Source organism: Rhodopseudomonas pseudopalustris, from assembly GCF_900110435.1.
GTDB classification, from domain to species: Bacteria; Pseudomonadota; Alphaproteobacteria; order Rhizobiales; family Xanthobacteraceae; genus Rhodopseudomonas; species Rhodopseudomonas pseudopalustris.
This window is the reverse complement of the sequence record NZ_FODT01000006.1, coordinates 173185-196396: the sequence shown is the minus strand read 5'-3', so window position 1 is coordinate 196396 and position 23212 is coordinate 173185. Positions and strand designations below refer to the sequence as shown.

The window sequence follows — 23212 nt, the reverse complement described above, 5'->3', positions numbered from 1 at the left end:
AAGCTATCGCCACGCGACAGAGATCTTACCCTGTTGCGTGGCGTCCTTGCCGAAAATCAGTCGCCGGGCGCGGCTCCGCGCGGACTACTCCGCCGCGATCGCCTTGGCGCCGAGCGGCAGGCCGAGCTGGCCCCAGACCTGCACCAGCGCTTCCGCCAGCGCGTCGATCAGCTTGTCGTCATGATACGGCGACGGCGTGATCCGCAGCCGCTCGAGGCCGCGTGCGACGGTCGGATAGTTGATTGGCTGGATATAGATGCCGTGCTGTTCCAGCAGCAGGTCGGATGCTTTCTTGCACTTCTCGGCATCGCCGACGAACACCGGCACGATGTGGGTGTCGGTCGGCATCACAGGGATGCCGGCGTTGTTGAGCACGGCCTTGACCCGCGCGGCGCGGTCCTGGTGGCGCTCACGCTCCCACGACGAAGATTTGAGGTGCTTGATCGCGGCGGTCGCGGCGGCACAGATCGGCGGCGGCAGCGCGGTGGTGAAGATGAAGCCCGGCGCGTAGGAGCGCACGGCGTCGATCACCTCGGCCTTGCCGGCGATGTAGCCGCCGAGGCAGCCAAATGCCTTGGCCAGCGTCGCTTCCATGATGTCGATACGATGCATCACGCCGTCGCGCTCCGCGACACCGGCGCCGCGGGGCCCGTACATGCCGACGGCGTGGACTTCGTCGCAGTAGGTCATCGCGTTGTACTTCTCGGCGAGATCGCAGATCTTCGAAAGCGGCGCGATGTCGCCGTCCATCGAATAAAGGCTCTCGAACGCGATCAGCTTCGGCCGGTCCGGACCGGCGGCGATCAGCAGCTCTTCGAGATGCGCGGTATCGTTGTGGCGCCACACCACGCGCTCGCAGCCGGACTGGCGGATGCCCTCGATCATCGAATTGTGGTTGAGCGCGTCCGACAGGATCAGGCAGTTCGGGATCAGCTTGCCGAGCGTCGACAGGCCGGTCTGGTTGGACACGTAGCCCGACGTGAACAGCAGCGCCGCTTCCTTGCCATGCAGGTCGGCGATTTCCGCCTCGAGCTGGACCAGCGGATGGTGCGTGCCCGCGATGTTGCGGGTGCCGCCGGCGCCGGTGCCGATCCGGGTGGTGGTCTCGACCATCGCACCGACGACTTTCGGGTGCTGACCCATGCCGAGGTAGTCGTTCGAGCACCAGATCACGACATCGCGAGGACCAGTCTGCGAGTGCCAGACGGCGTAGGGAAATCGACCGGCGATCCGCTCGAGATCGGCGAAAACGCGATAACGGCGCTCGTCGTGCAAGCGGGCGACAGCGTCTTCGAAGAATTTGTTGTATTGCATCGCGATGATCCGGAATCCAACAACATGAGTCAGGAGGCTGCCCTGAGCAGCCTTGGTATTAGAACTCTTCCATCCGCGATGTCGAGGCGCAATTTGACCAAGGGGCTGCTCCGCAAGCGTGCCGAGCCGCTCTCGATGCAGGTCAAAGCTTGATGAAGATCAATGCATTAACTGAGCACGGTGGTTTTGCGGCGCGGCTGCGCCGCAAAGGTTAACCGGCCTTGAAGCGCAGGATGCCGTCGGAGCTGTCGACGATCTGCAGGCGCTTCTTCACAAGCATGTAGTTCACATGCGCGATCAGTTCGCCGGCGGCGAAGCCGGTCTGATGTGCATCCAGTACGTGTTTGTGGAATACCACCGGCACCAGTTCTGCGGAACTCATCGCCGCGTCGCGGCAGGCGTCCGCGATCATGTCGCAGCGTTCCTCGTGGTGATCGGCGAGTTGCTTGATGCGGGTCTTGACGCCGTAGAACGGCAGGCCGTGACCGGGCAGCACCAGCACGTCGTCGGGCAGGATCGTCGCCAGCTCGGCGAGCGATGTCAGATACGAGCCGAGCGCGTTTTCGTCCGGTTCGTGGGCCCAGACGCTGACATTCGGAGAGATCTTGCTCAGCACCTGATCGGCCGACAGAAACAGTTTGTCTGCGGCGCAGTACAGCATCACCTGATCCGGCGAGTGGCCGGCGCCGGTGATGATGCGAAAGCTTCGCGCGCCGATCTGAATATCGTCGCCCTTGGTGAGCCGGCGATACGCCGCCGGCAGCGGCACCGTGCGTTTCAGATAGTCCTGCCCGCGGCCGAGCAATTGCGCGGTGATCGTCTCGTCCATGCCGTGGCGGTGGAAGAATTCGCGCGAATTGACGAGGCGCTCCTCTGTGCGGCGGTTTTGATGGTAGACGCCCTGCAGATACTCGATCTGCGACATGTAAAACGGACAGCGGAAACGCTGAACGAGCCAGCCGGCCTGGCCGAAATGGTCGGGGTGAGCGTGGGTCACGATCACCCGGCTGATGCTGAAGCCTTTGAGCGCGCCGTCGAACAGCGTCTCCCACGCCGCGATCGTGGTGTCGTTGCCGAAGCCGGTATCGACCATGGCCCAGCCGTCACCATCGGCGAGCAGATAGATGTTCACATGGTTGAGGCGGAACGGCAGTTTAAGCCGCAGCCACAATACGCCGGGCGCGATCTCGACAGCCTCGTGCGGGCCGGGGTGGCTCTCCAGCGGAAAGCGCAAATCGTCGTGGGGTTTGTCGACGGCGTCGTTTTTCTTATGCATTTTTTTGCAGGCTCCCTCTCTCGACTTAGCGGGACAGCGCCGGCAGCGCCAGTCGAAAAACCGCCGGAGCCGTCTGCGGACATCACAGCTCTGCCGCGGGGATGGCGCGCTGCCATGCGCAAATTGCAAGGCAAGCGCAAACAACAGCCGGTGGCGCGCACGCCGCCAGCTGTCTCCGCGACACCAGGATCAGGCGGCGCGGATATTGACCAGAAATGCGTCGATCTCGCCGCGCAGCAGGTCGGCCTCGCCGCGCAGCGCGCCGGATGCCGCGAGCACTTCGGACGCCGCCGAACCGGCCTGTGTCGAGGCGGCGCTGACGCCGACGATGTTGCCGGAGACCTCGCTGGTGCCGCCCGCGGCCTGCTGGATGTTGCGGGCGATTTCGCGGGTCGCCGCGCCCTGTTCTTCCACCGCCGCGGTGATCGCGGTGGTCACCTCGTTGATCGACGTGATGGTCTGGCTGATGTTGCGGATCGCCCCCACCGCCGAGTTGGTGACGCCCTGCATTGCGACGATCTGCGAGCGGATCTCCTCGGTCGCCTTCGCGGTTTGGCTGGCGAGGCTCTTGACCTCGGAGGCGACCACGGCGAAGCCGCGGCCGGCGTCGCCGGCGCGCGCCGCCTCGATGGTCGCGTTCAGCGCCAGCAGGTTGGTCTGCGAGGCGATGCTCTGGATCAGGTCGATCACCGCGCTGATGCGCTCGGCATTGTCGGCCAGACCTTGCATCGTGGTGTCGGTGGTGCCGGCTTCCTGCACGGCCTTGTTGGCGATCTCCGCCGACGTCGTGACCTGCCGGCTGATCTCGTTGATCGACGACGCCAGCTGATCTGTGCCGGAGGCGACGGTCTGGACGTTGACAGAAGTCTCCTCGGCGGCGGAAGCGACCGCGGTGACCAGCGAGCTCGATCGCTCGGCGGTCTCCGCCATGCTTTGCGCGGTCTCCTGCATCGAATTGGTCGAGGCCTGCAGCTTTTCCATCGCGGCCCGCACCTTGGCCTCGAAATCGGCGATTCGGCCCTCGATCCGCGCCGTCCGTTCGGCCTTGGCGGTGCGGTCCTTGTCCTGCTCCTCGCTGAGCGATCGCGCCTTGATCATGCTGTCGCGGAACACTTCGAGCGTTTCCGCCATCACCGCGATTTCGTCCCGGCGGTTGCCGCGATCGATTTCGGTGTCGAGATTGCCGGCCGAAAGCGATTGCATCGAGCGCTGCAGTCCGCCGAGCCGTCGCAGGATGCTGCGGCCGACGTAAAGCCAGACAAACAGCGCCGAACCGACCAAAGTGAGCGCGCCGAGGCCGATCATCACCTCGGTCGACAGCGCGATCTGCTGCTGCGCCCGCGCCGCGGCCGCCGAGGTCTCGCTGCGAACGCTGTCGACGAGCTGCTTGACGCTGATGCCGAGGCCGACATTGAGCTTGCGGGTCTCGTCGAGAATCAGGTCGCTGTAGTCGCTGGCGTCGAGTTCCTTTTGACGCATCCTGAAGATGCTGGTCTTGCCGTCGCCCAGCGCCAGCAGTTTCTGCGCCGCCGCCTTGATCGCCGCGGTGGTTTCGTTGTCGGACATCCCCTCGAGATTGGAATTGACCTGCTGCCGAGCCTCCTTGAACGAGGTCTCGACCGGCTCGAGCGCGTCGGAATTGCGGGCCGACAGCGCCGCCATCAGGTTGGACGCCGCCAGATTGCTGAGCGCAATCACGTTGCCGAGCTGGTCGATCCGCCGCCCGGCCTCGATCGCGTCGTCCTGCGAGAGGTTTGCCGAGGCCAGCACCGCATTCATTTGGATCTGCGCATTCAGCATCGCCGGATTGGCGATGGCGATGAAGTCGTCATGCAAACTGCGCAGCGCGTCGTAGACCTTCTCGTGCTGGCCCGCCAGATCGAGCCGTTCCTGCGCGGCGGCGCCGAGGCTGCGGATGGTATCGTCGATATTGCGGAGGGTCTCGGACATTGCCGCGATCACCGCTTTGTCGGCGCCGTAGCTGGTAATGTCGGCGAGCCTCTGGGTGGCGAGTGACTGCGCCTGCTTCATCTGCGCCGCGCGCTCCTTCAGCTGGTCCGGCGTAGCCGAGGCCAGCAGCATCGGCGCGAGGCTGGCCAGCCGCTGGCTTTCAGCCGCGAGTTCCAGGCTGGCGGCGAGCTTGGGGATGTCCCGCCCGCTCAGCGCCGACATCGATGCCCCGAGTTCCCGCAGGCTGACGCCCGCTCCCGCGCTGATCAGAATCGCCATGCCGGCGATCACCGCAAAGGCAGCGAACAGGCTGCCGCGAATGCCGAATTGAGGCTTGCGCGCGCCCGTGCGCGCGACCTTCTTCTGCCGTCCAAACATTCCCGCCCCCAATTATTTCACTGTGCCTCGTTTTGGTTGCAACGATGGCTTGGTGCACTATCGGGGCAGGTAGTAAATTTTGTACAATCTGGGGTGTGCGGTTTTGTACGATTTTGCGGGCGTCGGCCGCGCAGACAGAATCGCTGGCCAGGATCGGCCCAAGACCATGATCGCTCAAACAAAAAGGGCCGGCATAATGCCGGCCCTTTCCGCCCCCGAAGGGAATTTGTCAGTACTTATCAGTACTTCGCGACGACCGGGCCACCCCAGTTGAAGCGGTAGTTCAGGCCGGCCTTGACGACGTGCTGGTCGTTCTTGGCGGTGAAGCCAGCGCCCAGATCGACGTTGCCGAAGTCGTAGTACTGGTATTCGATCTTGCCCGACCAGTTCTGAGCGAACAGGTACTCGAGACCGCCGCCGACGGTGTAACCGTCCTGGCTGCTGGTGGACGAGATCGAGCCGAGGACCGTGTTCGACAGGCTGGACTTGTAGTCGGCATAGGCCCAACCGCCCTTGACGTAGAGCAGTGCCGGACCCCAGGTGTAGCCGAGGCGGCCGGTGACCGACGCCAGACCGCGCTGGTTGTCCGAGAAGGAGTAGATGCCGGGCTGGCCGACGACGGTGAAGGCAACCGCGTCGTTGGTGCCGCTCAGCCAGGAGTACTGACCTTCAACACCGAGCACCCAGCTCGGAGCGAACTGCCAGTCGTAACCAGCCTGCACACCACCGAGGAACTTGCCATCGCTGTTGGCGGTGACGCCGGTGCCGATGCTGTTGTCGCCGGCGAAGGCGCCGCCGATGTGACCACCGATGTAGAAGCCGGTCCAGTTATAGATCGGAACCGGGGGAGCGTAGACCGGGGCCTTGTTGTAGGGGCGGGCCGCGAGGTCGGCGGCGAGGGCCGGAGCCGCGCCGAAGGCAACCAGAGCGACGGTTGCGAGAAGGATCTTTTTCATTTTGTTCTCCAGGAGTCTTCAACAGAGGTGCGAGTCTTCAACAGAGGTGCCGTTCGTCGTCACCATCTGGATCAAGGTTTAGCCCGACCTCGCGTAAAAAGCTGTCACCTGGAGGCAACACTGACGCTGGAACTAACCTTATGAGTTTCAACAATTTTCAGTGCTTAATGGAACCTAAAAGAAACCTTAAATTTGCCTTAAACGGGTTCCGCGCTGCCCTCCGGTTGAGCATCGCCGGATTCTGCCTGAAGGCGCGGCTGTTTATCGGCATTCCGAGGGTCAATCTCTATTAATTTACCGTCGATAGTTGATCGACGCGTTCCAGCAATAATGTTATATTGTAACAAGCATCTCCTTCAGCCTCCATTCGGGCGGTTCGCAGTGGACGGTCATCCCCCACATTCCCATCCCTTCGCCTCGCCGAAGCCGGTTCACATGCATGTTCATGGCGTTGATTCGCCGCACCCGGTGCAGCCGACCCCCTGGTCGATTCTGCGCATGACGCTGACATCACGCCTGCTGGCCGCTGCGGCGGTCAGCGCCGCGCTGTGGGCGGTGGTTTTGCTGGCGATGAGATGACGATGGTCGCGCAACTGCAATTCAATGATTTGACGTTGGGTTATGACCGGCATCCGGCAGTCCATCACCTCAGCGGCGAGATTGCCGCCGGCGCGTTGCTGGCGGTGGTCGGCCCGAACGGCGCCGGCAAGTCCACTCTATTCCGCGGCATCGTCGGGATCCTCAAGCCGCTCGCTGGCTCGATCGGTCGCGGCGGCGTCGATATCCGCGATATCGCCTATCTGCCGCAGTCCGCCGATATCGACCGCAGCTTTCCGATCTCGGTGTTCGACTTCGTCGGCACCGGGCTGTGGCGGACCAGCGGATCGTTCGGCGGGGTCGGTAAGGCGGCGCGGCCGAAGATCGCGAATGCGCTCGCTGCCGTCGGCCTCTCCGGATTCGAGAACCGCAATATCGGCACGCTGTCCGGCGGCCAGACCCAGCGAATGCTGTTCGCCCGTGTGCTGCTGCAGGATGCGCGCGTCATCGTGCTGGACGAGCCATTCAACGCCGTCGACGCCCGCACCACCGCCGATCTCGTGACGCTGATCGGGCGATGGCATGATGAGGGCCGCACCGTGATCGCAGCGCTGCACGATATGGAGCTGGTTCGCACCAGTTTCCCGGAGACGCTGCTGCTGGCGCGCACCGCCGTGGCCTGGGGCCGGACCGACGAGGTGCTGACCACGGCCAATCAGGCCGAGGCGCGGCGGATGTGCGAGGCCTTCGACGACGGCGCCGCGGCCTGCACCGCCGCCGCCTCACCGGCGCGGGCGGCCTAAGCCATGCTGCTGTATCAGGCGCTGATCGCGCCCTTCTCCGACTTTGAATTCATGCGCCGTGCGCTTGCCGGCATTGTCGCCTTGTCACTCGGCGGCGCGCCGATCGGCGTGTTCCTGATGCTGCGACGGATGAGCCTGGTCGGCGACGCGATGGCGCATGCGATCCTGCCGGGCGCCGCGATCGGCTTCCTGTTGTCCGGGCTCAATCTGTTCGCGATGACCTTCGGCGGACTGATCGCCGGCTTCGCGGTGGCGATCCTGGCCGGCGTGGTGTCGCGCGTCACCGAACTCAAGGAGGACGCCTCGCTGGCGGCGTTCTATCTGGTGTCGCTGGCGCTGGGCGTGACCATCGTGTCGATGAAGGGCACCAATATCGACCTGCTGCACGTGCTGTTCGGCAACATCCTGGCGATGGACGACCAGACGCTGCTGGTGATCGCCTTCAACGCGACGCTCACTCTATTTGTCTTGGCGGTGATCTACCGGCCGCTGGTGATCGAATGCGTCGATCCGCTGTTTTTGCGGACCGTCAGCCGCGCCGGTGCGCCGGCGCATCTGGCGTTCATGGCGCTGGTGGTGATCAATCTGGTCAATGGCTTCCACGCGCTCGGAACGCTGCTTGCGGTCGGGTTGATGATTCTGCCGGCCGGCATCGCCAAATTCTGGGCCCGCGACATCACCGGCATGATGCTGGTCGCGGTCGGCAGCGCGATGCTGTCCGGCTATTTCGGGCTGGTGCTGTCTTTCTTCACCCGCGTGCCGTCCGGGCCCGCGATCATCCTGATCGCGGCGCTGATCTACATCGTCTCCCTGCTCTTCGGCCGAGCTGGCGGCGTGGTGCGTAAAGTGTTCACCGGCCGCCATCTCGAGGCCTGAGGCATGTTTCGAATTGCGATCGTCATCATCTCGCTGCTGGTCGGGGCGGGAGCCGTACGCGCCGACGATCGCATCGGCGTCGTCGCCAGCTTCTCGATCCTCGGCGATTTCGTCCGCAACGTCGGCGGCGACAGGGTCGCCGTCACCACGCTGGTCGGGCCGACAGGCGACGTCCATATCTACACGCCGTCGCCGCGCGACGCGAAGCGGGTCGCCGACGCCAGGCTCGTCGTGGTCAACGGGTTGGGGCTCGAAGGCTGGCTGCCCCGGCTGGTGCAGTCGTCAGGCGGCAAGGCCACGATCGTCACCGCCACCAAGGGCGTCAAGACCCGCAAGCTCGGCTCCGAAGCCGATCCCCATGGCTGGCAATCGGTGACGAACGCCAAAGTATATGTGTCGAACATCCGCGACGCGCTGGTTGCGGCCGATCCGGCCGGCGCAGCGGCGTATCGGGCCAATGCCGACGCCTATCTGGACAAGCTCGACGCGCTCGATCGCGAGGTGCGCGACGCCGCGGCGAAGATCCCGGCCGCGGCCCGCAAGGTCATCTCGAGCCACGACGCGTTCGGCTATTTCGCCGATTCCTACGACATCGCCTTCATCGCGCCGCAGGGTGTCTCGACCGAGTCCGAGGTCAGCGCCCGCGACGTCGCCCGCATCATCACCCAGATCCGCACCTCGAAGATCCCCGCGGTGTTCCTCGAGAACATCAGCGACCCGCGGCTGATCCAGCGGATCGCCGCCGAGACCGGCGCCAGGATCGGCGGCACGCTGTATTCCGACAGCCTGACGGCCGAAAACGGCGACGCCCCCACTTACATTGATATGGTCAGGCACAATATAAGGACGCTGACGAGCGCGCTCGCGAACTAGGGCGGGATGCCTATCTTCGAATCTTCATCCCGCTCTAGGTTCTTGTTTGAGCATGATCTTTTCCGAAAACCGGCGTCCACTTTTCGGGGTCATGCTTTAACGCGGCGTTCGTCCCGCCCGATCCCGCAGAATCCGCCGTTGGGCGGATGTTGACGCGGATGGCGGTCCCCCGTTTCTGTCTCGTCATGAGAGACGCGCAGCCGAACGCGCCTCAGTCCGTGACTTTGTGCTGGAGTGCCTGCCGATGACGTCTTCCGCTGTCTCGAAAATTCCCGTCACCGTCCTCACCGGCTATCTCGGCGCCGGCAAGACGACGCTGCTGAACCGCATCCTGTCGGAAAACCACGGCAAGAAGTACGCGGTGATCGTCAACGAGTTCGGCGAGATCGGCATCGACAACGATTTGATCATCGGCGCCGACGAGGAAGTGTTCGAGATGAACAACGGCTGCGTCTGCTGCACCGTGCGCGGCGACCTGGTCCGGATTCTCGGCGGCCTGATGAAGCGCAAGGGCAGGTTCGACGCGATCATCGTCGAGACCACCGGCCTCGCCGATCCGGCGCCGGTGGCGCAGACGTTCTTCGTCGACGAGGACGTGATGGCGTTTTCGCGGCTCGACGCGGTGGTGACGGTGGCCGACGCGAAATGGCTGAGCGACCGCCTCAAGGATGCGCCGGAGGCCAAGAACCAGATCGCCTTCGCGGACGTCATCGTGCTCAACAAGACCGATCTCGTCACCAAGCCCGAACTCGCCGAAGTCGAGGCGCGGATCCGCGCCATCAACCCATACGCGCGGCTGCATCACACCGAGCGCTGCCAGGTCGCGCTGGCCGATGTGCTGGATCGCGGCGCTTTCGATCTCGATCGTATTCTGGAGATCGAGCCCGCATTCCTCGAAACCGGCGACGATCATGATCATCACCATGATCACGATCATGGCCACGACCACGGCCATCATCACCACCACGACCATGGCGATGGCCACGGCCTGAAGCACTATCACGACGAGGACATGCAATCGCTGTCGCTGAAGAGCGACAAGCCGATCGATCCCGCCAAATTCATGCCGTGGCTGCAGCAACTGGTGCAGACCGAAGGCCAGAAGATCCTGCGCTCCAAGGGGATTCTCTCCTTCGCCGGCGACACCGACCGCTACGTGTTCCAGGGCGTGCATATGATGCTCGAGGGCGATCACCAGCGTGCCTGGAAGGACGACGAGCCGCGCCAGAGCCGCGTCGTCTTCATCGGCCGCGAATTGCCGGAGCAGGCGATCCGCGACGGCTTCGAGAAGTGCATCGTTCAATGACCGGGTTCGAGACTTCGGGCGAGGCGGCTTCGATCGCCTCGGTGAGCGATCGCGTGATCGAGGTTGCAACCGGCGCACCGGTCGGCGCAGTGCATTTTATCGGCGACACTGCGGTCTTCATCGGCGCTGAGGAAAACGCGACCTTCGCCTCGCCCGGCGGCGAGACGTCGACTGTGACGCTGCATGGCGGCGCGATCCTCAGCTCCGTCGCCGACAGCAAGCGCATCGTTACTGGCGGCGACGACGGCAAGGTGATGCTGGTCGACGCCGGCGGCAAGGCCGAGCTGTTCGTCACCGATGCGAAGCGGCGCTGGATCGACAACGTCGCGTTGCATCCGGACGGCGCGGTGGCGTGGTCGGCCGCAAAGGTCGCCTACGTTCGCGCGCCCAAGGCCGAAGAAAAGTTCTTCGAGGTGCCGTCGACGGTCGGCGGCCTCGCTTTCGCGCCGAAGGGAATGCGGCTCGCGATCGCGCATTACAACGGCGTGACGCTGTGGTTTCCGAACATGGCCGCCAACGCCGAAATGCTCGAATGGGCCGGCTCGCATCTCGGCGTGATGTTCAGCCCGGACAACCGCTTTCTCGTCACCGCGATGCACGAGCCCTCGCTGCACGGCTGGCGGCTCGCGGATTCCCGGCATATGCGGATGACCGGTTATCCCGGCCGCGTGCGCTCGATGGTGTGGACCGCAGGCGGCAAGGGCCTTGCGACGTCGGGCGCCGATTCGGTGATCGTCTGGCCGTTCGCCAGCAAGGACGGGCCGATGGGCAAGGAGCCGGCGATGCTGGCGCCGCTGCAGGCCCGGGTCAGTATGCTGGCGTGCCACCCGAAGCAGGAGATCCTCGCTGTCGGCTACAGCGACGGCACGGTGCTGATGGTGCGGCTGACCGACGGGGCGGAGATTCTGGTCCGGCGCAACGGCACTCCGCCGGTCGCCGCGCTGGCCTGGAATGCCAAGGGCACGCTGCTGGCGTTCGCCGACGAGGAGGGTGCGGCGGGGATTCTTCCGCTGTAAGAGGAAGGCCCGCGGAGACCTTCGGCCCATGCGCTTCCTCACCACTTTCCAGACCGCCGATTTCCTCGACACGCTGCTCGGCCTCGCGGTCGCCTTCGTGCTCGGGATGCTGATCGGCGCCGAGCGGCAATATCGCCTGCGCAATGCCGGGCTGCGCACCAACGTGCTGGTCGCGGTCGGCGCTGCCGCCTTCGTCGATCTGGCGATGCATCTGGCCGGCGCTGACGGCGCGGTCCGGGTGATCGCCTATGTGGTGTCCGGCATCGGCTTCCTCGGTGCTGGCGTGATCATGAAAGACGGGATGAACGTGCGCGGGCTGAACACCGCGGCGACGTTGTGGAGCTCTGCCGCGGTCGGCTGCTGCGCAGGCGCTGACCTCGCCGCGCAGGCGGTGGCGCTGACCGTGTTCGTGATCGCCGGCAACACCCTGCTGCGGCCGCTGGTCAATGCCATCAACCGCATCCCGTTCGACGAGCGTTCGTCGGAAGCGACTTACTCGGTGCGGCTCACCGCCGGCAGCGCTTCGGCCGACCAGCTTCGCGATCAGCTCGAAGAACGCCTGGAAGCGGCCAACTACCCGGTCGCCGATATCGAGGTGGAAACCGCCGACCATGCCGACGACAAGGTCGAAATCGTCGCCACGCTGGTCTCGACCTCGATCGAGCCGAAGGAACTCGACGTCGTTGTCGCCGACATGGGGCGCCGGCCGGGCGTCGATTACGCGACCTGGGAAACCAGCACTAAAGATTGATTCACTTTGTCGACAACTGCGATGGGTTGAACCCTCGTCCGGACATGGAACCTGGAACGATGCCCTCCGGTGTCTGTTGTCCATCCAGCAAGGGGTGACAACAATGACGCCGATCGAGAAGCAAAGCGGTTTGAAACGAGATCTGCTGCTGGCGGGCATCCTGATCATGGCCGGCGTCGCGATGTCGGGCCTGTCGTTGACGCAGGTCGATAACAGCGGGCGCCTGCATCTCGCGCAGGCGACACAGCCGCTGCAATCGACGCCTGGCGCGGACGGCAAGTCCTCCGCTCCGATGGACACCACGACCACCGGCGCGCGGCCGCATGACATTGCGCCACAGCCGGCGCGGCCCGATTCCGACGCGCTCGACGCCGGCGCAAAACCAGCGCTGCCCCCCGCTCCGGCGGAAAAGAAGGGCGAGCCGATCCAGCCGAAAGGCTGAGTTCAAGAAACGTGACGACGAAACTCGATCCGGGCCGCGCGTCGCGCGAGCCCGGATTTTCTTTGACTTGATTTCGTTGGACTTGCCTCAGCGCACCAGGACGTTGCGGAACTGCCACGGGTCCGAGGTGTCGATGTCCTCGGGGAACAGGCCAGGGCGATCGCTGAGCGGAGTCCAGTCGGTATAGTAGCCCTTGACCGGGCCGAGATACGGCCTCTGCACCTCGAGGCAGCGCTTGTAGTCCATCTCGTCGGCCTCGACGATGCCGGCTTCGGGATTCTCCAGCGCCCAGACCATGCCGGCGATCACCGCCGACGACACCTGCAGGCCTGTGGCGTTCTGATACGGGGCGATCCGGCGGGTTTCCTCGATCGAGAGTTGCGAGCCGAACCAATAGGCGTTCTTGGCGTGGCCGTAGACCAGCACGCCGAGTTCGTCGATGCCGTCGACGATCTCGTTCTCGTCGAGGATGTGCCAGGACGACTGCATCTTGCCGGTGGCGCCGAACATCTCGTGCATCGATAGCACGGCGTCGTTAGCCGGGTGGTAGGCGTAGTGACAGGTCGGCCGGTAGATCACGTTCTGGCCGTCGCGCACCGTGAAGTAATCGGCGATCGAGATCGATTCGTTGTGGGTGACGAGGAAGCCGTATTGCGCGCCCGGCGTCGGGCACCACGAACGGACCCGGGTGTTGGCGCCGGCCTGCAACAGATAGATCGCCGCGCCGCAGCCGTCGGTGTGCTTGCGTCCGTTGTCCGGCATCCAGGTCTCGTGGGTGCCCCAGCCGAGTTCGGACGGCTGCAGCCCCTCGGAGACGAAGCCTTCCACCGACCAGGTGTTGACGAACACGTCCATCGGCTTCGGATTCTTCGCGCGCTGGGTGTCGCGCTCGGCGATGTGGATGCCCTTGACGCCGAGCTTGTGCGCGAGCTGCGCCCAGCCGTCGCGGCTCTTCGGCTCGTTGTATTCAGTGCCGGTGTCGCGCGCGATATCAACCAGTGCCTGCTTGACGAACCACGACACCATGCCCGGATTGGCGCCGCAGGTGGAGACCGCGGTGGTGCCGCCCGGGCTCTTGGCCTTGGCCGCCAGCAGCGTCTCGCGCAGTGCGTAGTTGGAGCGCTTCTCCGGGCCGGCGCTCTTGTCGAAATAGAAGCCGAGCCAGGGCTCGACGACGGTGTCGATGTACAGCGCGCCGATCTCACGGCACATCGTCATCAGGTCGACCGAGCCGGTGTCGACCGACAGGTTGACGCAGAACCCCTGGCCGCCGCCTTCGGTGAGCAGCGGGATCAGCAACTCGTGGTAGTTGTCGCGGGTGACCGCCTGCTTGATGAAGCGGACGCCGTGCTTCCTGGCCAGTTCGTCGTCGGCATGCGGATCGATGATCACGAAGCGCTTCTTGTCGTATGCGAAGTGACGCTCGATCAAGGGCAGCGCGCCCTTGCCGATCGAGCCGAAGCCGATCATCACGATGGGGCCATCGATGCGTGCGTGGACGGGATGTGCGGTCAAGATTGAAACTCCGGGGGTGACGGGGTTTGGCTGCCGCGAAGGACTACGGCAACTTCAGGCCCACGGCAACGATGCTTTGCCGTGGGGTTTTCATAATAACTACCAGAAGCGGGCTCAGTTGAGCGCGTCGCGCGGCGGATAGGCTCGTATCACCGTCAACGACCGCCAGCGTCCGCCAGGCGTCTGGAATTCGATCGTCTGGCCCGCCGACAGGCCGATCAGCGCCGCCCCGATCGGTGTGATGATCGAGATCTTGTTGGCCTCGACATCGGCCGCTTCCGGATACACAAGTGTCACACAACGCTCCTGACCGCTGATGTCGTCGCGGAAGGTAACTTCGGAGCCCATCATGATGAGGCCGGGCAGGAGCTGGGAATCCGGCAGGATCTCCGCACGCTCGATTTCCCGCGCCAGAAAGTCGGCGGTTTGTGGATACTTATCCGACGCAGCCTCGGCGATGTTGCGCAGTCGTTCGACGTCGCACATCCGCAAGGTAATCGGAGGCAATTCGGATTGCAGGTAGCTGATCATATCATTCACCATCATGCTGCTGTCGGACCAGTGCCGTTCGGATGATCGCCGCTGGAGGGCGGGCGGGCTCTCGCGGAGCGCCGTTGCATCAATGAAATGACCCCTTCGGGGGGCTCGAGACTTTCAACCGTCGCGACGTGCTGCACGCCATCGACACCTTGATAGTGCATCCGGGCGCCGGGACGCAGGCCGACCAGCGCGGCGCCGACCGGCGACAGCACGGACAGATGCAGGGCGTTGCGGCGGTAGTGCCCAGGAAGGACCAGGATGCGGCTTTCGAGCGGCTGATCGTCGTCGGCGCGAAAGGTCACCCAATCGTCGAGACGGACCGTGAGCGGCGGCGCCGGCGAGTCGATCACCACCGCCCGCTCCAGTTCTGAAAACAGGAAACGGCCGACCGGATCGCGGCTGGCGAGCGCCTGCACGGCGATCTGCCTCAGGCGGCCGAAGTCTCTTGATGCGATACTGACCGGTGGATTCATTACTGAGACCCTCACGCGTCGCCATGCTGGGCGCGCACGTCTGTGCGATGCGATCGTGGTTTTTTGGATTTTGCGAGGATGGAGAACGGCAATCTACCCGGGACGGCGCAACGCGCGTCCGCCCGGGTCACCTTCCAGTCAGGAGGCGACCTGCGCGCAGCAGCAAGTAGATATGGCCAGTGTTCAACATGATGGTCTTATCGTACGGCAGACGGCAACAAAGTCAACGGACCGCCTGCGACATGATGGCTCGCTAGAGCATGATCCCGAAAACTGGACACCGGTATTCGGAAGAGATCGTGCCTAAACAAGAAGCTAAAGCGGGATGACGATTCGAAGATAAGTCATCCTGCTCTAGCGGAGCGATAACGCGAAGTAAGCGGTGAAAGTTCAAGCGCTGCGGCGCTTGGCGGTCACTTCGATTTCGACCTTCATCTCAGGCTTGTAAAGTCCGGCGACCACCAGCAGCGTCGCGGCCGGGCGGATTTCGCCGAGATTCTCGCCACATATGGCGAAGACCTTGTCGGCGTCCGCGGCGTCGGTGATGTAATAGGTAGCGCGTACGATGTCGGCCATGTCGAAGCCGGCCTCCGTAAGTGCCGCGCCGATCGTCTTGAAGCAATTTCGTGTCTGCGCCGTGACATCCTCAGGCAGGGTCATCGTCGCGTAGTCGAACCCGGTGGTGCCGGAGACGAAGACGAACTCGCCGTCCACCACGGCGCGGCTGTAGCCGGCGGTCTTCTCGAACGGCGATCCGGTGGAAATCAGGCGGCGCGGCATCGGTTTGTTTCCTGGGACGATGAGAGCAATTCGGGCAGCCAATGCCGCGTCTGTCCCGGCAAATCAAGCCGGAGAAAGGGCGCGGCGGGTCTTGCCGGGTATCAGGCTGGTTCGGTTTCGGCTGGGCGGGCTCGCCGCCGGCGCAAAGCGTCGACGGCGATCTTGACCACGAAGACGAGCAACACGAGGCGGGTCACCCGCGGACTCTTGTCCGGAGCGCGCGGCGCGAAGACGCGATGGGTCGGGCGTGGAAATCGCATCGGACCGTCCTCAGGCGGCGCGGCGAAGGCGCGACCGCGCAGCCCGCGCCGGCTTCACGGCGGCGCCGGTCGCGACGATCAGGCCGGCCGCGCCATCGAGCGCGCCATGCCTCAGTTCGAGGCCGAGCAGGCGGTCGCGCTCGAACGGACCCGGCAGCGCGACAGCAGCCATCTTCTCAGCCGAGAAGCCGAACCGCGCGTAATACGGCGCGTCGCCGAGCAGGATCACCGCGCCGTGGCCGCGCGCCGCCGCTTCCGCCAGCGCCGCCCGCATCAGCGCGCCGCCGACGCCGAACTCACGGCACGACGAATCGACGGCGAGGGGGCCGAGCACGAGTGCGGCCCGGCCCCCTGCGTCGACATGCCAAAGACGGACGGTGCCGACCAGCCGGCCTTGACGGACCGCGGAGAAGGCGAGGCCTTCCGCGGGCGCGCGTCCATCACGCAAACGCTGGCAGGTGCGCGCATGACGGCCTTGGCCGAAGCACGCATCCAGCAGGCGCTCACGCGCGACAATGTCGGAGCTCTTTTCCGCACGGATTGCGAACGGAACGGCTGCGACGTTCAAGGCAGTCAGGGTGGCTCGGGCGTTCGTCATGGCACGTCGATCCCCACGCCCGCCAGCGCGTTGCACCGGCGGTGTGTTGTCAGCAATCGTCATGTGACAGGGAGAGGCCGGCAAGCCGGCCTCGACTTTCTTGCTCCGCACCCCGCACGCGGCGGAGGTGCGCGGGCGCGGTCTTTAGATGTGGTAGGTCCGCAGCGGCGGGAAGCCGTTGAAGGCCACAGCCGAGTAAGTCGACGTATACGCCCCGGTGCCTTCGATCAGCAGCTTGTCGCCGATCTCGAGCGTCACCGGCAGCGGGTACGGCATCTTCTCGTACAGCACGTCGGCCGAATCGCAGGTCGGGCCGGCGAGCACGCAGGGCGTCATCTCGGCGCCGTCATGGCGCGAGCGGATTGCGTAGCGGATCGACTCGTCCATCGTCTCGGCGAGACCGCCGAACTTGCCGATGTCGAGATAGACCCAGCGCGTCTCGTCCTTGTCGCTCTTGTTCGAAATCAGAACGACTTCGGTCTCGATCACGCCGGCATTGCCGACCATGCCGCGACCCGGCTCGATGATGGTCTCCGGGATCTGGTTGCCGAAGTGCTTGCGCAACGCCCGGAAGATCGAGCGGCCGTACTGCACCACCGGCGGCACTTCCTTCAGATATTTGGTCGGGAAGCCGCCACCCATATTGACCATCGACAGGCTGATGCCGCGCTCGGCGCAGTCGCGGAACACGGTCGCGGCCATCGCCAACGCACGGTCCCACGCCTTCACCTTGCGCTGCTGCGAGCCGACATGGAACGAGATGCCATAGGCTTCCAGGCCGAGGCGCTTCGCCGCGTCGAGCACATCGACCGCCATCTCCGGATCGCAGCCGAACTTGCGCGACAGCGGCCATTCGGCGCCGGCGCAATCGTACAGGATGCGGCAGAACACCTTCGAACCCGGCGCCGAGCGCGCGATCTTCTCCACCTCGGCGGTGCAGTCGACCGAGAACAGGCGAATGCCGAGCTCATAGGAGCGCGCGATGTCGCGTTCCTTCTTGATGGTGTTGCCATAGGAGATGCGGTCCGGGGTCGCACCGGCAGCCAGCGCCATCTGGATCTCCTGCACCGAGGCGCAGTCGAAGCACGAGCCGAGCGACGCCAGCAGCGACAGCACTTCCGGCGCCGGGTTGGCCTTGACAGCATAGAACACGCGGCTGTCCGGCAGCGCCCGGGCGAAGCTGGTGAAATTGTCGCGCACGACTTCGAGATCGACGACGAGGCAGGGCTCGACATCCAGACCATTGTTACGGCGGTCGCGCAGAAAATCCCGAATACGTTCGGTCATGGCACTCTCCCAAGCGTCCAGCGACGGACGCTCTATCAACGTGACGTCGGCCCGAAGACTGCGGCGCCGTCACGCGATGGAGGCGTGACGAGCGATCAGCTCGGGTAGACAGTGCTGCCGTCGATTGGTTGGGAAAGCTCCCGCCCGCTCGCCTGGCAATGAAGGACAAGCCTCTTCGGTATTCGCGCTGGCTGATGGAAAGCCAGCAGAGACCAAAAAAGCCCGCTCCGTCGTTGCTTTAAGTCGCGTCCCCCGTTGAGAGCGGGGTGCGCCGGTTCGCCTCCGGCTGCCGATCACGGTTGCAAGAGAAGAAGTTACCTTCAACGGCATCTCTTGAGAGAGATGCTGGCCCCTGGCGCTCGCTTGGAAGGCGATGTGCGCTTCGAGACCCTCGGCTTCTTCATCCCTTGGCGGCTGTCCGGCCTCTTGTCCGGATACCTACCGACCGACACACGACCACAGGCACGTGCGAAATTGGGCAAGACCGGAGATAGGTGTTTCAGTGCCGGTCCGCAAGATTTTTTTTGGCTTAATGCGCAATTTTTCCGACACTGCCGGCGAACGTTGCTAATCAGCCACGTACGCACGCGCGAACATGAACGTCCGTTCAAGGTCACTAACAAGCGCTGAAGATTTGGCAGACGAGCGTCGCGCGCTACGCGTTCAGAAAACCCGCGTCGCACAGGCGCAAAGCGCGCGTCGGCTGTTTTGTGACAACGAATCGAGGCCGCGGTGAGTTGATCGGGCGCGTTCGACCGAGACCGCGCTCAGGCGCGCCTGAAGAACGGCTCGACGCGCTGCGCGTTGCGGACGAAGGCCACCATCACCACGACGCCGATGACGAACAGCACCGCCTGCAGGATGTGCGAGGACGTCTCGTCGAGCCCGAACAGGATCGCGAGCGCCCAGCCGCCGGCGAAGGCCGCGCCGAACACCTCGGCGCCGATCAGAATCGCGGCGCTGATCACGGTGACGACGCTCGACCAGGCAATCTGGCGGGTCGCGTTCGGGTTCGAAAGCTTGCTCATCGGTCGGGGTCCTGTTGGGCGGCGTAATCTCTCTGAAAAAGCTCGCCGCGGCAAGCGAAAGCCCATGGTCCCGTAAAGTGTCAGCACTGGGGCGCATGACGGCGGAGAATAATCCGCCAGTCGTGCGGCGCGAGGCGCAAAAAAGCCCCAACGGGTGCTATATGTTCGCAATTCGCGAATAACGCAGGATCGATTGATGTCTGAAAGCTCCGGACCGAATGCCGCAGCCCCGAGCACCGGCAATCCGCTGTTGCAGGCCTGGACCACCCCGTTCGAAACCCCGCCATTCGCCGAGATCGCGCCGGAGCATTTCCTGCCGGCGTTCGAGCAGGCGTTCGCCGACCATGCCGCCGAGATCGCCGCGATCACCCACGATCCGACCGAACCGGACTTCGACAACACCATCACCGCGCTGGAGCGCTCCGGCAAGCTGCTCAACAGGGTGGCGGCGGTGTTCTACGACCTGGTCTCGGCGCACTCCAATCCGGCGCTTCTGGAGATCGACAAGGACGTGTCGCTGCGGATGGCGCGGCACTGGAATCCGATCATGATGAACGCCGTGCTGTTCGGCCGCATCGCCGCGCTGCGCGACAAGCGCGCCGAGCTGAAGCTGACCTCCGAGCAGCAGCGGCTGCTGGAGCGCACCTATACCCGCTTCCATCGCTCCGGTGCCGGCCTCGACGACGCCGCCAAGGCGCGGATGGCCGAGATCAACGAGCGGCTGGCGCAGCTCGGCACCAATTTCGGCCATCATCTGCTCGGCGACGAGCAGGACTGGTTCATGGAGTTGGGCGAAAGCGACACCGACGGCCTCCCCGCGAGCTACGTCGCCGCCGCCCGTGCCGCGGCGGAGGAACGCGGGATGCCCGGCAAGGCGGTGGTGACGCTGTCGCGCTCCTCGGTCGAGCCGTTCCTGAAGAGTTCGAGCCGCCGCGACCTGCGCGAGAAGGTCTATCGCGCTTTCATCGCCCGCGGCGACAACGGCAACGCCAACGACAACAACGCGCTGATCGGCGAGATCCTCAGTCTGCGCGAGGAGACCGCGAAGCTGCTCGGCTACCCGACCTACGCGGCCTACCGGCTCGAGGATTCGATGGCCAAGACGCCGGAAGCGGTGCGCGGCCTGCTGGAGCGGGTGTGGAAACCGGCGCGCGCCCGCGCGATGGCCGACCGCGACGCGCTGCAGGAGCTGGTCGCCGAGGACGGCGGAAATTTCAAGCTGGCGCCGTGGGACTGGCGCTATTACGCCGAGAGGCTGCGGCAGCGCCGCGCCAATTTCGACGATTCCGCGATCAAGCCGTATCTCGCGCTCGACAACATGATCGCCGCCGCGTTCGACACCGCGACGCGGCTGTTCGGCGTCAGCTTCGCCGAGCGCAACGACGTCCCGGTGTGGCACCCCGACGTCCGGGTCTGGGAGGTCAAGGATGCCGACGGCGCGCATCGCGGGCTGTTCTACGGCGATTACTACGCCCGGCCGTCGAAGCGCTCCGGCGCCTGGATGACCTCGTTGCGCGACCAGCAGAAGCTCGACGGCGCGGTGGCGCCGCTGATCATCAATGTCTGCAACTTCGCCAAGGGCGCCGACGGCGAACCGTCGCTGCTGTCGCCCGATGACGCCCGCACGCTGTTCCACGAATTCGGCCACGGCCTGCACGGGATGCTGTCGGACGTGGTCTACCCGTCGCTGTCCGGCACCAGCGTGTTCACCGATTTCGTCGAACTGCCGTCGCAGCTCTATGAACATTGGCAGGAGCAGCCGCAGGTGCTGCAGCAGTTCGCCCGGCACTACCAGACCGGCGAGCCGCTGCCCGACGATCTGTTGAGGCGCTTCATCGCCGCGCGCAAATTCAACCAGGGCTTCGCCACGGTGGAATTCGTGTCCTCGGCGTTGCTCGACCTCGAGTTCCACACCCAGCCGGCCTCCGCGATCGGCGAGGTCAGCGCCTTCGAGCGCCGGGAGCTCGAGAAGATCGGGATGCCGGAGGAGATCGCGCTGCGCCATCGGCCGCCGCAGTTCGCCCACATCTTCACCGGCGATCATTACGCCTCTGGCTACTACAGCTATATGTGGTCCGAGGTGATGGACGCCGACGCGTTCGGCGCGTTCGAGGAAGCCGGCGACATCTTCGATCCGCAAGTCGCCAAGAGGCTGCGCGACGACATTTACGCCTCCGGCGGCTCGCGCGATCCGGAGGAGGCCTATATCGCCTTCCGCGGCCGTGCGCCGGAGCCCGATGCACTGCTGCGCCGGCGTGGCCTGCTCGAAACCCCGGAGGCCGCGTAACGCCATGTTGGGCTCGCTTCGTCTCGCCGTCCTTCGATTCGCGCTGGCGGTCGCGCTGACCCTCTCGGCCGGCGTCGCCGCCGCTCACGCCCATCCGCATGTCTGGATCACCGCGACCAGCGAGCTGGTGTACGGGCCGGACGGCTCGTTCACCGGCGTCCGCCATACCTGGGCGTTCGACGACATGTTCTCGACCTATGCGCTGCAGGGGATCGAGACCAAGCAGAAGGGCGTCTACACTCGCGAAGATCTGGCGCCGCTGGCGCAGACCAATGTCGAATCGCTGAAGGAGTTCGCCTTCTTCACTTTCGCCAAGGCGGAAGGAAAGAAGGCGAAGTTCAACGAACCGGTCGACTACTATCTCGACGTCAAGGACAACGTGCTGACGCTGCACTTCTTCCTGCCGCTGAAGACGCCGATGAACACCAAGGAGTACGCCGTCGAGGTGTTCGACCCGAGCTATTTCATCGACTTCACCTTCGTCGAGAAGGAGCCCGTCAAGCTGGCGGGCGCGCCGGCCGGCTGCGCGATCAAGTTCGACCGTCCCAATGACAATTCGGCCAACGCGCAGCGGATGTCGGAGGATAACTTCATGAACGGCGACAATTCGAACTACGGTGCGATGTTCGCCAACAAGATCGCGGTGAAGTGCCCGTGACGTCGGTTGGCATGTCGTTGCCGCGCAATCGTGTGATTATCGGCATTCTCGCGCTCGCCGCCGTAGCCACCGTCAGCGACGCGGCGTTGCATTCCGTATGGGCGCAGAATCCGTTCGGCGGGCCGCGGCCGCCGGCGGAGCCGCAGTCCGGCGGCCTGTTCGGCTGGCTGATGGCGCAGCAATCGGCGTTTTATCGTCAGATGTCGGCGACGATCCGTGCCGCCAAGGCCGATGGCAGCGCGGTCTGGACCCTGCTGGGCATTTCGTTCGCCTATGGCGTGTTCCATGCCGCCGGCCCCGGCCACGGCAAGGCGGTGATCTCGTCCTATCTGGTCGCCAATGAAGAGACCGCGCGGCGCGGCATCGCGCTGTCGTTCATCTCGGCGATGCTGCAGGCGCTGGTCGCCGTGCTGATCGTCGGCATCTGCGCCTGGCTGCTCAACGCCACGGCGAAGACGATGTGCAGCGCGGAACGGGCGATCGAAATCGTCAGCTACGCCCTGATCGCGCTGTTCGGCGCGCGGCTGGTCTGGAGCAAGGGCGGCGGCTTCTTCCGGGCCTTGCAGGGCGCGACCCGCAAGCCGACGCTGGCGTTCGCGACCGCACCGCCGATCGCTGCCGCCGCCGACCTCCACGGGCGCAACCACGGCCACGGTCAGACCCAAGCGCTGCAGACCCAAGCGATACAGGCTCATGCCGGGCACGATCACCATCATGGCCATGATCACGGGCACGCGCATGATCACGCCCACGATCACCCGCACCATCACCACGACGGGGCGCACCATCATCCGGCCCATGGCGATGCCGATCACGATTGTGGCGACCATTGCGGCCATTCGCACAGTCCGGAACCGGCGGAACTCGCCGGCCCGGGCGGTTGGCGGCGCGGGCTCGGCGCGGTGCTGACGGTCGGCATCCGTCCCTGCTCGGGCGCGATCCTGGTGCTGGTATTCGCGCTGGCGCAGGGGTTGTTCTGGGCCGGAATCGCCGCGACCTTCGCGATGGGGCTTGGCACCGCCATCACCGTGGCGGCGATTGCGACGATTGCGGTGTCCGCCAAGGGGCTGGCGCAACGGCTCACGGCCGGCCATGCGGGCGGCGGCGTGCTGTTCATGCGCGGTCTGGAATTCGGTGCGGCCGGGCTGGTGCTGCTGTTCGGGATCGGGCTTCTACTAGGCTACATTGCCGCTGAGCGCGTGACCTGTCTTTAACCAGCGCATCGCAATATCGTGATGGTTGAGCAAGCGCAGCAAACCCGGTCGGTTGCCATTCGTCGATCGCTGCCTAACTACGGAGTGAAGCGAC

Annotated in this window: 21 protein-coding genes; 10 read left to right on the top strand and 11 right to left on the bottom strand. The window is 64.8% G+C overall.

Features of this window, described 5'->3' with window-relative positions:
• Nucleotides 1-84: 84 nt before the first annotated feature.
• The 4 genes from hemA to BMY71_RS13765 all read right to left on the bottom strand — a co-directional run bounded on the left by hemA (nt 85) and on the right by BMY71_RS13765 (nt 5874).
• Nucleotides 85-1314: a 5-aminolevulinate synthase gene (gene hemA, locus BMY71_RS13780; RefSeq protein WP_011501261.1), complete on the bottom strand. Its 1230-nt coding sequence runs from the start codon at nt 1312-1314 to the stop codon at nt 85-87.
• 211 nt (nt 1315-1525) lie between these two features.
• Entirely contained in the window at nt 1526-2590 is a 1065-nt protein-coding gene (locus BMY71_RS13775; protein ID WP_011501262.1) for an MBL fold metallo-hydrolase, read from the bottom strand.
• Nucleotides 2591-2779: 189 nt separating this feature from the next.
• Complete coding sequence (locus tag BMY71_RS13770; RefSeq protein WP_092684409.1) at nt 2780-4918, bottom strand: methyl-accepting chemotaxis protein; 2139 nt, start codon at nt 4916-4918, stop codon at nt 2780-2782.
• 239 nt (nt 4919-5157) lie between these two features.
• Complete coding sequence (locus BMY71_RS13765; RefSeq protein WP_092684407.1) at nt 5158-5874, bottom strand: outer membrane protein; 717 nt, start codon at nt 5872-5874, stop codon at nt 5158-5160.
• A 581-nt stretch (nt 5875-6455) separates the two neighbouring features.
• Here BMY71_RS13765 and BMY71_RS13760 point away from each other — a divergent pair.
• The 7 genes from BMY71_RS13760 to BMY71_RS13730 all read left to right on the top strand — a co-directional run bounded on the left by BMY71_RS13760 (nt 6456) and on the right by BMY71_RS13730 (nt 12478).
• Nucleotides 6456-7214 carry a metal ABC transporter ATP-binding protein gene (locus BMY71_RS13760; protein ID WP_092684604.1) on the top strand — a complete coding sequence of 253 codons (759 nt, stop codon included), beginning with the start codon at nt 6456-6458 and terminating at the stop codon, nt 7212-7214.
• A gap of 6 nt (nt 7215-7220) precedes the next feature.
• Entirely contained in the window at nt 7221-8090 is an 870-nt protein-coding gene (locus BMY71_RS13755; RefSeq protein WP_175557679.1) for a metal ABC transporter permease, read from the top strand.
• A gap of 3 nt (nt 8091-8093) precedes the next feature.
• On the top strand, nt 8094-8963 hold the full coding sequence (locus BMY71_RS13750) for a metal ABC transporter solute-binding protein, Zn/Mn family (RefSeq protein WP_092684403.1): 870 nt from the start codon (nt 8094-8096) through the stop codon (nt 8961-8963).
• A gap of 244 nt (nt 8964-9207) precedes the next feature.
• On the top strand, nt 9208-10269 hold the full coding sequence (locus tag BMY71_RS13745) for a CobW family GTP-binding protein (protein WP_092684401.1): 1062 nt from the start codon (nt 9208-9210) through the stop codon (nt 10267-10269).
• A complete protein-coding gene (locus BMY71_RS13740) occupies nt 10266-11285 on the top strand; it encodes a WD40 repeat domain-containing protein (protein ID WP_011501270.1) in 1020 nt (339 codons plus the stop codon). The genes BMY71_RS13745 and BMY71_RS13740 overlap by 4 nt, the downstream gene beginning before the upstream one ends.
• A 28-nt stretch (nt 11286-11313) precedes the next feature.
• A complete protein-coding gene (locus tag BMY71_RS13735) occupies nt 11314-12036 on the top strand; it encodes an MgtC/SapB family protein (RefSeq protein WP_011501271.1) in 723 nt (240 codons plus the stop codon).
• 103 nt (nt 12037-12139) lie between these two features.
• Nucleotides 12140-12478, top strand: coding sequence for a hypothetical protein (locus tag BMY71_RS13730; protein ID WP_092684399.1), 339 nt, complete (start codon nt 12140-12142; stop codon nt 12476-12478).
• Between the two features lie 87 nt (nt 12479-12565).
• On the opposite strand, the gene BMY71_RS13725 is transcribed toward BMY71_RS13730, so the two are convergent.
• The 7 genes from BMY71_RS13725 to BMY71_RS13695 form a co-directional block, all read right to left on the bottom strand.
• Nucleotides 12566-13948, bottom strand: a complete 1383-nt coding sequence (locus BMY71_RS13725; protein WP_049760668.1) for a homospermidine synthase — start codon at nt 13946-13948, stop codon at nt 12566-12568.
• A gap of 159 nt (nt 13949-14107) precedes the next feature.
• Nucleotides 14108-14524 carry a nucleoside diphosphate kinase regulator gene (gene rnk, locus BMY71_RS13720; RefSeq protein WP_011501274.1) on the bottom strand — a complete coding sequence of 139 codons (417 nt, stop codon included), beginning with the start codon at nt 14522-14524 and terminating at the stop codon, nt 14108-14110.
• A gap of 11 nt (nt 14525-14535) precedes the next feature.
• Complete coding sequence (locus BMY71_RS13715) at nt 14536-15006, bottom strand: GreA/GreB family elongation factor (RefSeq protein WP_011501275.1); 471 nt, start codon at nt 15004-15006, stop codon at nt 14536-14538.
• 390 nt (nt 15007-15396) lie between these two features.
• Entirely contained in the window at nt 15397-15786 is a 390-nt protein-coding gene (locus BMY71_RS13710) for a RidA family protein (RefSeq protein WP_011501276.1), read from the bottom strand.
• Between the two features lie 270 nt (nt 15787-16056).
• Complete coding sequence (locus BMY71_RS13705) at nt 16057-16644, bottom strand: GNAT family N-acetyltransferase (protein WP_092684397.1); 588 nt, start codon at nt 16642-16644, stop codon at nt 16057-16059.
• Between the two features lie 144 nt (nt 16645-16788).
• Nucleotides 16789-17931, bottom strand: a complete 1143-nt coding sequence (locus tag BMY71_RS13700; RefSeq protein ID WP_011501279.1) for a type III PLP-dependent enzyme — start codon at nt 17929-17931, stop codon at nt 16789-16791.
• A 767-nt stretch (nt 17932-18698) separates the two neighbouring features.
• Nucleotides 18699-18959 carry a hypothetical protein gene (locus tag BMY71_RS13695; protein ID WP_011501280.1) on the bottom strand — a complete coding sequence of 87 codons (261 nt, stop codon included), beginning with the start codon at nt 18957-18959 and terminating at the stop codon, nt 18699-18701.
• 196 nt (nt 18960-19155) lie between these two features.
• On the opposite strand from BMY71_RS13695, the gene BMY71_RS13690 reads away from it, so the two are divergent.
• Genes BMY71_RS13690 through BMY71_RS13680 form a run of 3 tightly spaced genes read left to right on the top strand, consistent with a single transcriptional unit; the run spans nt 19156 to nt 23118 of the window.
• The gene (locus tag BMY71_RS13690) at nt 19156-21246 is read left to right on the top strand and encodes a M3 family metallopeptidase (protein ID WP_092684395.1); all 2091 of its coding nucleotides are present in this window, start codon (nt 19156-19158) and stop codon (nt 21244-21246) included.
• A gap of 4 nt (nt 21247-21250) precedes the next feature.
• Nucleotides 21251-21904 (top strand): DUF1007 family protein, encoded by a 654-nt coding sequence (locus tag BMY71_RS13685; protein ID WP_011501282.1) that lies wholly within the window; start codon nt 21251-21253, stop codon nt 21902-21904.
• Between the two features lie 11 nt (nt 21905-21915).
• Nucleotides 21916-23118: a nickel/cobalt transporter gene (locus BMY71_RS13680; RefSeq protein WP_092684393.1), complete on the top strand. Its 1203-nt coding sequence runs from the start codon at nt 21916-21918 to the stop codon at nt 23116-23118.
• The last annotated feature ends 94 nt before the right edge of the window (nt 23119-23212 follow it).

Coding starts and splice junctions, on each gene's coding strand:
- BMY71_RS13745 (WP_092684401.1), top strand. CDS start 9,208: ATGACGTCTTCCGCTGTCTCGAAAATTCCCGTCACCGTCCTCACCGGC.
- BMY71_RS13735 (WP_011501271.1), top strand. CDS start 11,314: ATGCGCTTCCTCACCACTTTCCAGACCGCCGATTTCCTCGACACGCTG.
- BMY71_RS13685 (WP_011501282.1), top strand. CDS start 21,251: ATGTTGGGCTCGCTTCGTCTCGCCGTCCTTCGATTCGCGCTGGCGGTC.
- BMY71_RS13710 (WP_011501276.1), bottom strand. CDS start 15,786: ATGCCGCGCCGCCTGATTTCCACCGGATCGCCGTTCGAGAAGACCGCC.
- BMY71_RS13770 (WP_092684409.1), bottom strand. CDS start 4,918: ATGTTTGGACGGCAGAAGAAGGTCGCGCGCACGGGCGCGCGCAAGCCT.
- hemA (WP_011501261.1), bottom strand. CDS start 1,314: ATGCAATACAACAAATTCTTCGAAGACGCTGTCGCCCGCTTGCACGAC.
- rnk (WP_011501274.1), bottom strand. CDS start 14,524: ATGATCAGCTACCTGCAATCCGAATTGCCTCCGATTACCTTGCGGATG.
- BMY71_RS13705 (WP_092684397.1), bottom strand. CDS start 16,644: ATGACGAACGCCCGAGCCACCCTGACTGCCTTGAACGTCGCAGCCGTT.
- BMY71_RS13750 (WP_092684403.1), top strand. CDS start 8,094: ATGTTTCGAATTGCGATCGTCATCATCTCGCTGCTGGTCGGGGCGGGA.
- BMY71_RS13715 (WP_011501275.1), bottom strand. CDS start 15,006: ATGAATCCACCGGTCAGTATCGCATCAAGAGACTTCGGCCGCCTGAGG.
- BMY71_RS13695 (WP_011501280.1), bottom strand. CDS start 18,959: ATGAGCAAGCTTTCGAACCCGAACGCGACCCGCCAGATTGCCTGGTCG.
- BMY71_RS13700 (WP_011501279.1), bottom strand. CDS start 17,931: ATGACCGAACGTATTCGGGATTTTCTGCGCGACCGCCGTAACAATGGT.
- BMY71_RS13775 (WP_011501262.1), bottom strand. CDS start 2,590: ATGCATAAGAAAAACGACGCCGTCGACAAACCCCACGACGATTTGCGC.
- BMY71_RS13730 (WP_092684399.1), top strand. CDS start 12,140: ATGACGCCGATCGAGAAGCAAAGCGGTTTGAAACGAGATCTGCTGCTG.
- BMY71_RS13740 (WP_011501270.1), top strand. CDS start 10,266: ATGACCGGGTTCGAGACTTCGGGCGAGGCGGCTTCGATCGCCTCGGTG.
- BMY71_RS13690 (WP_092684395.1), top strand. CDS start 19,156: ATGTCTGAAAGCTCCGGACCGAATGCCGCAGCCCCGAGCACCGGCAAT.
- BMY71_RS13680 (WP_092684393.1), top strand. CDS start 21,916: ATGTCGTTGCCGCGCAATCGTGTGATTATCGGCATTCTCGCGCTCGCC.
- BMY71_RS13725 (WP_049760668.1), bottom strand. CDS start 13,948: ATGATCGGCTTCGGCTCGATCGGCAAGGGCGCGCTGCCCTTGATCGAG.
- BMY71_RS13760 (WP_092684604.1), top strand. CDS start 6,456: ATGGTCGCGCAACTGCAATTCAATGATTTGACGTTGGGTTATGACCGG.
- BMY71_RS13765 (WP_092684407.1), bottom strand. CDS start 5,874: ATGAAAAAGATCCTTCTCGCAACCGTCGCTCTGGTTGCCTTCGGCGCG.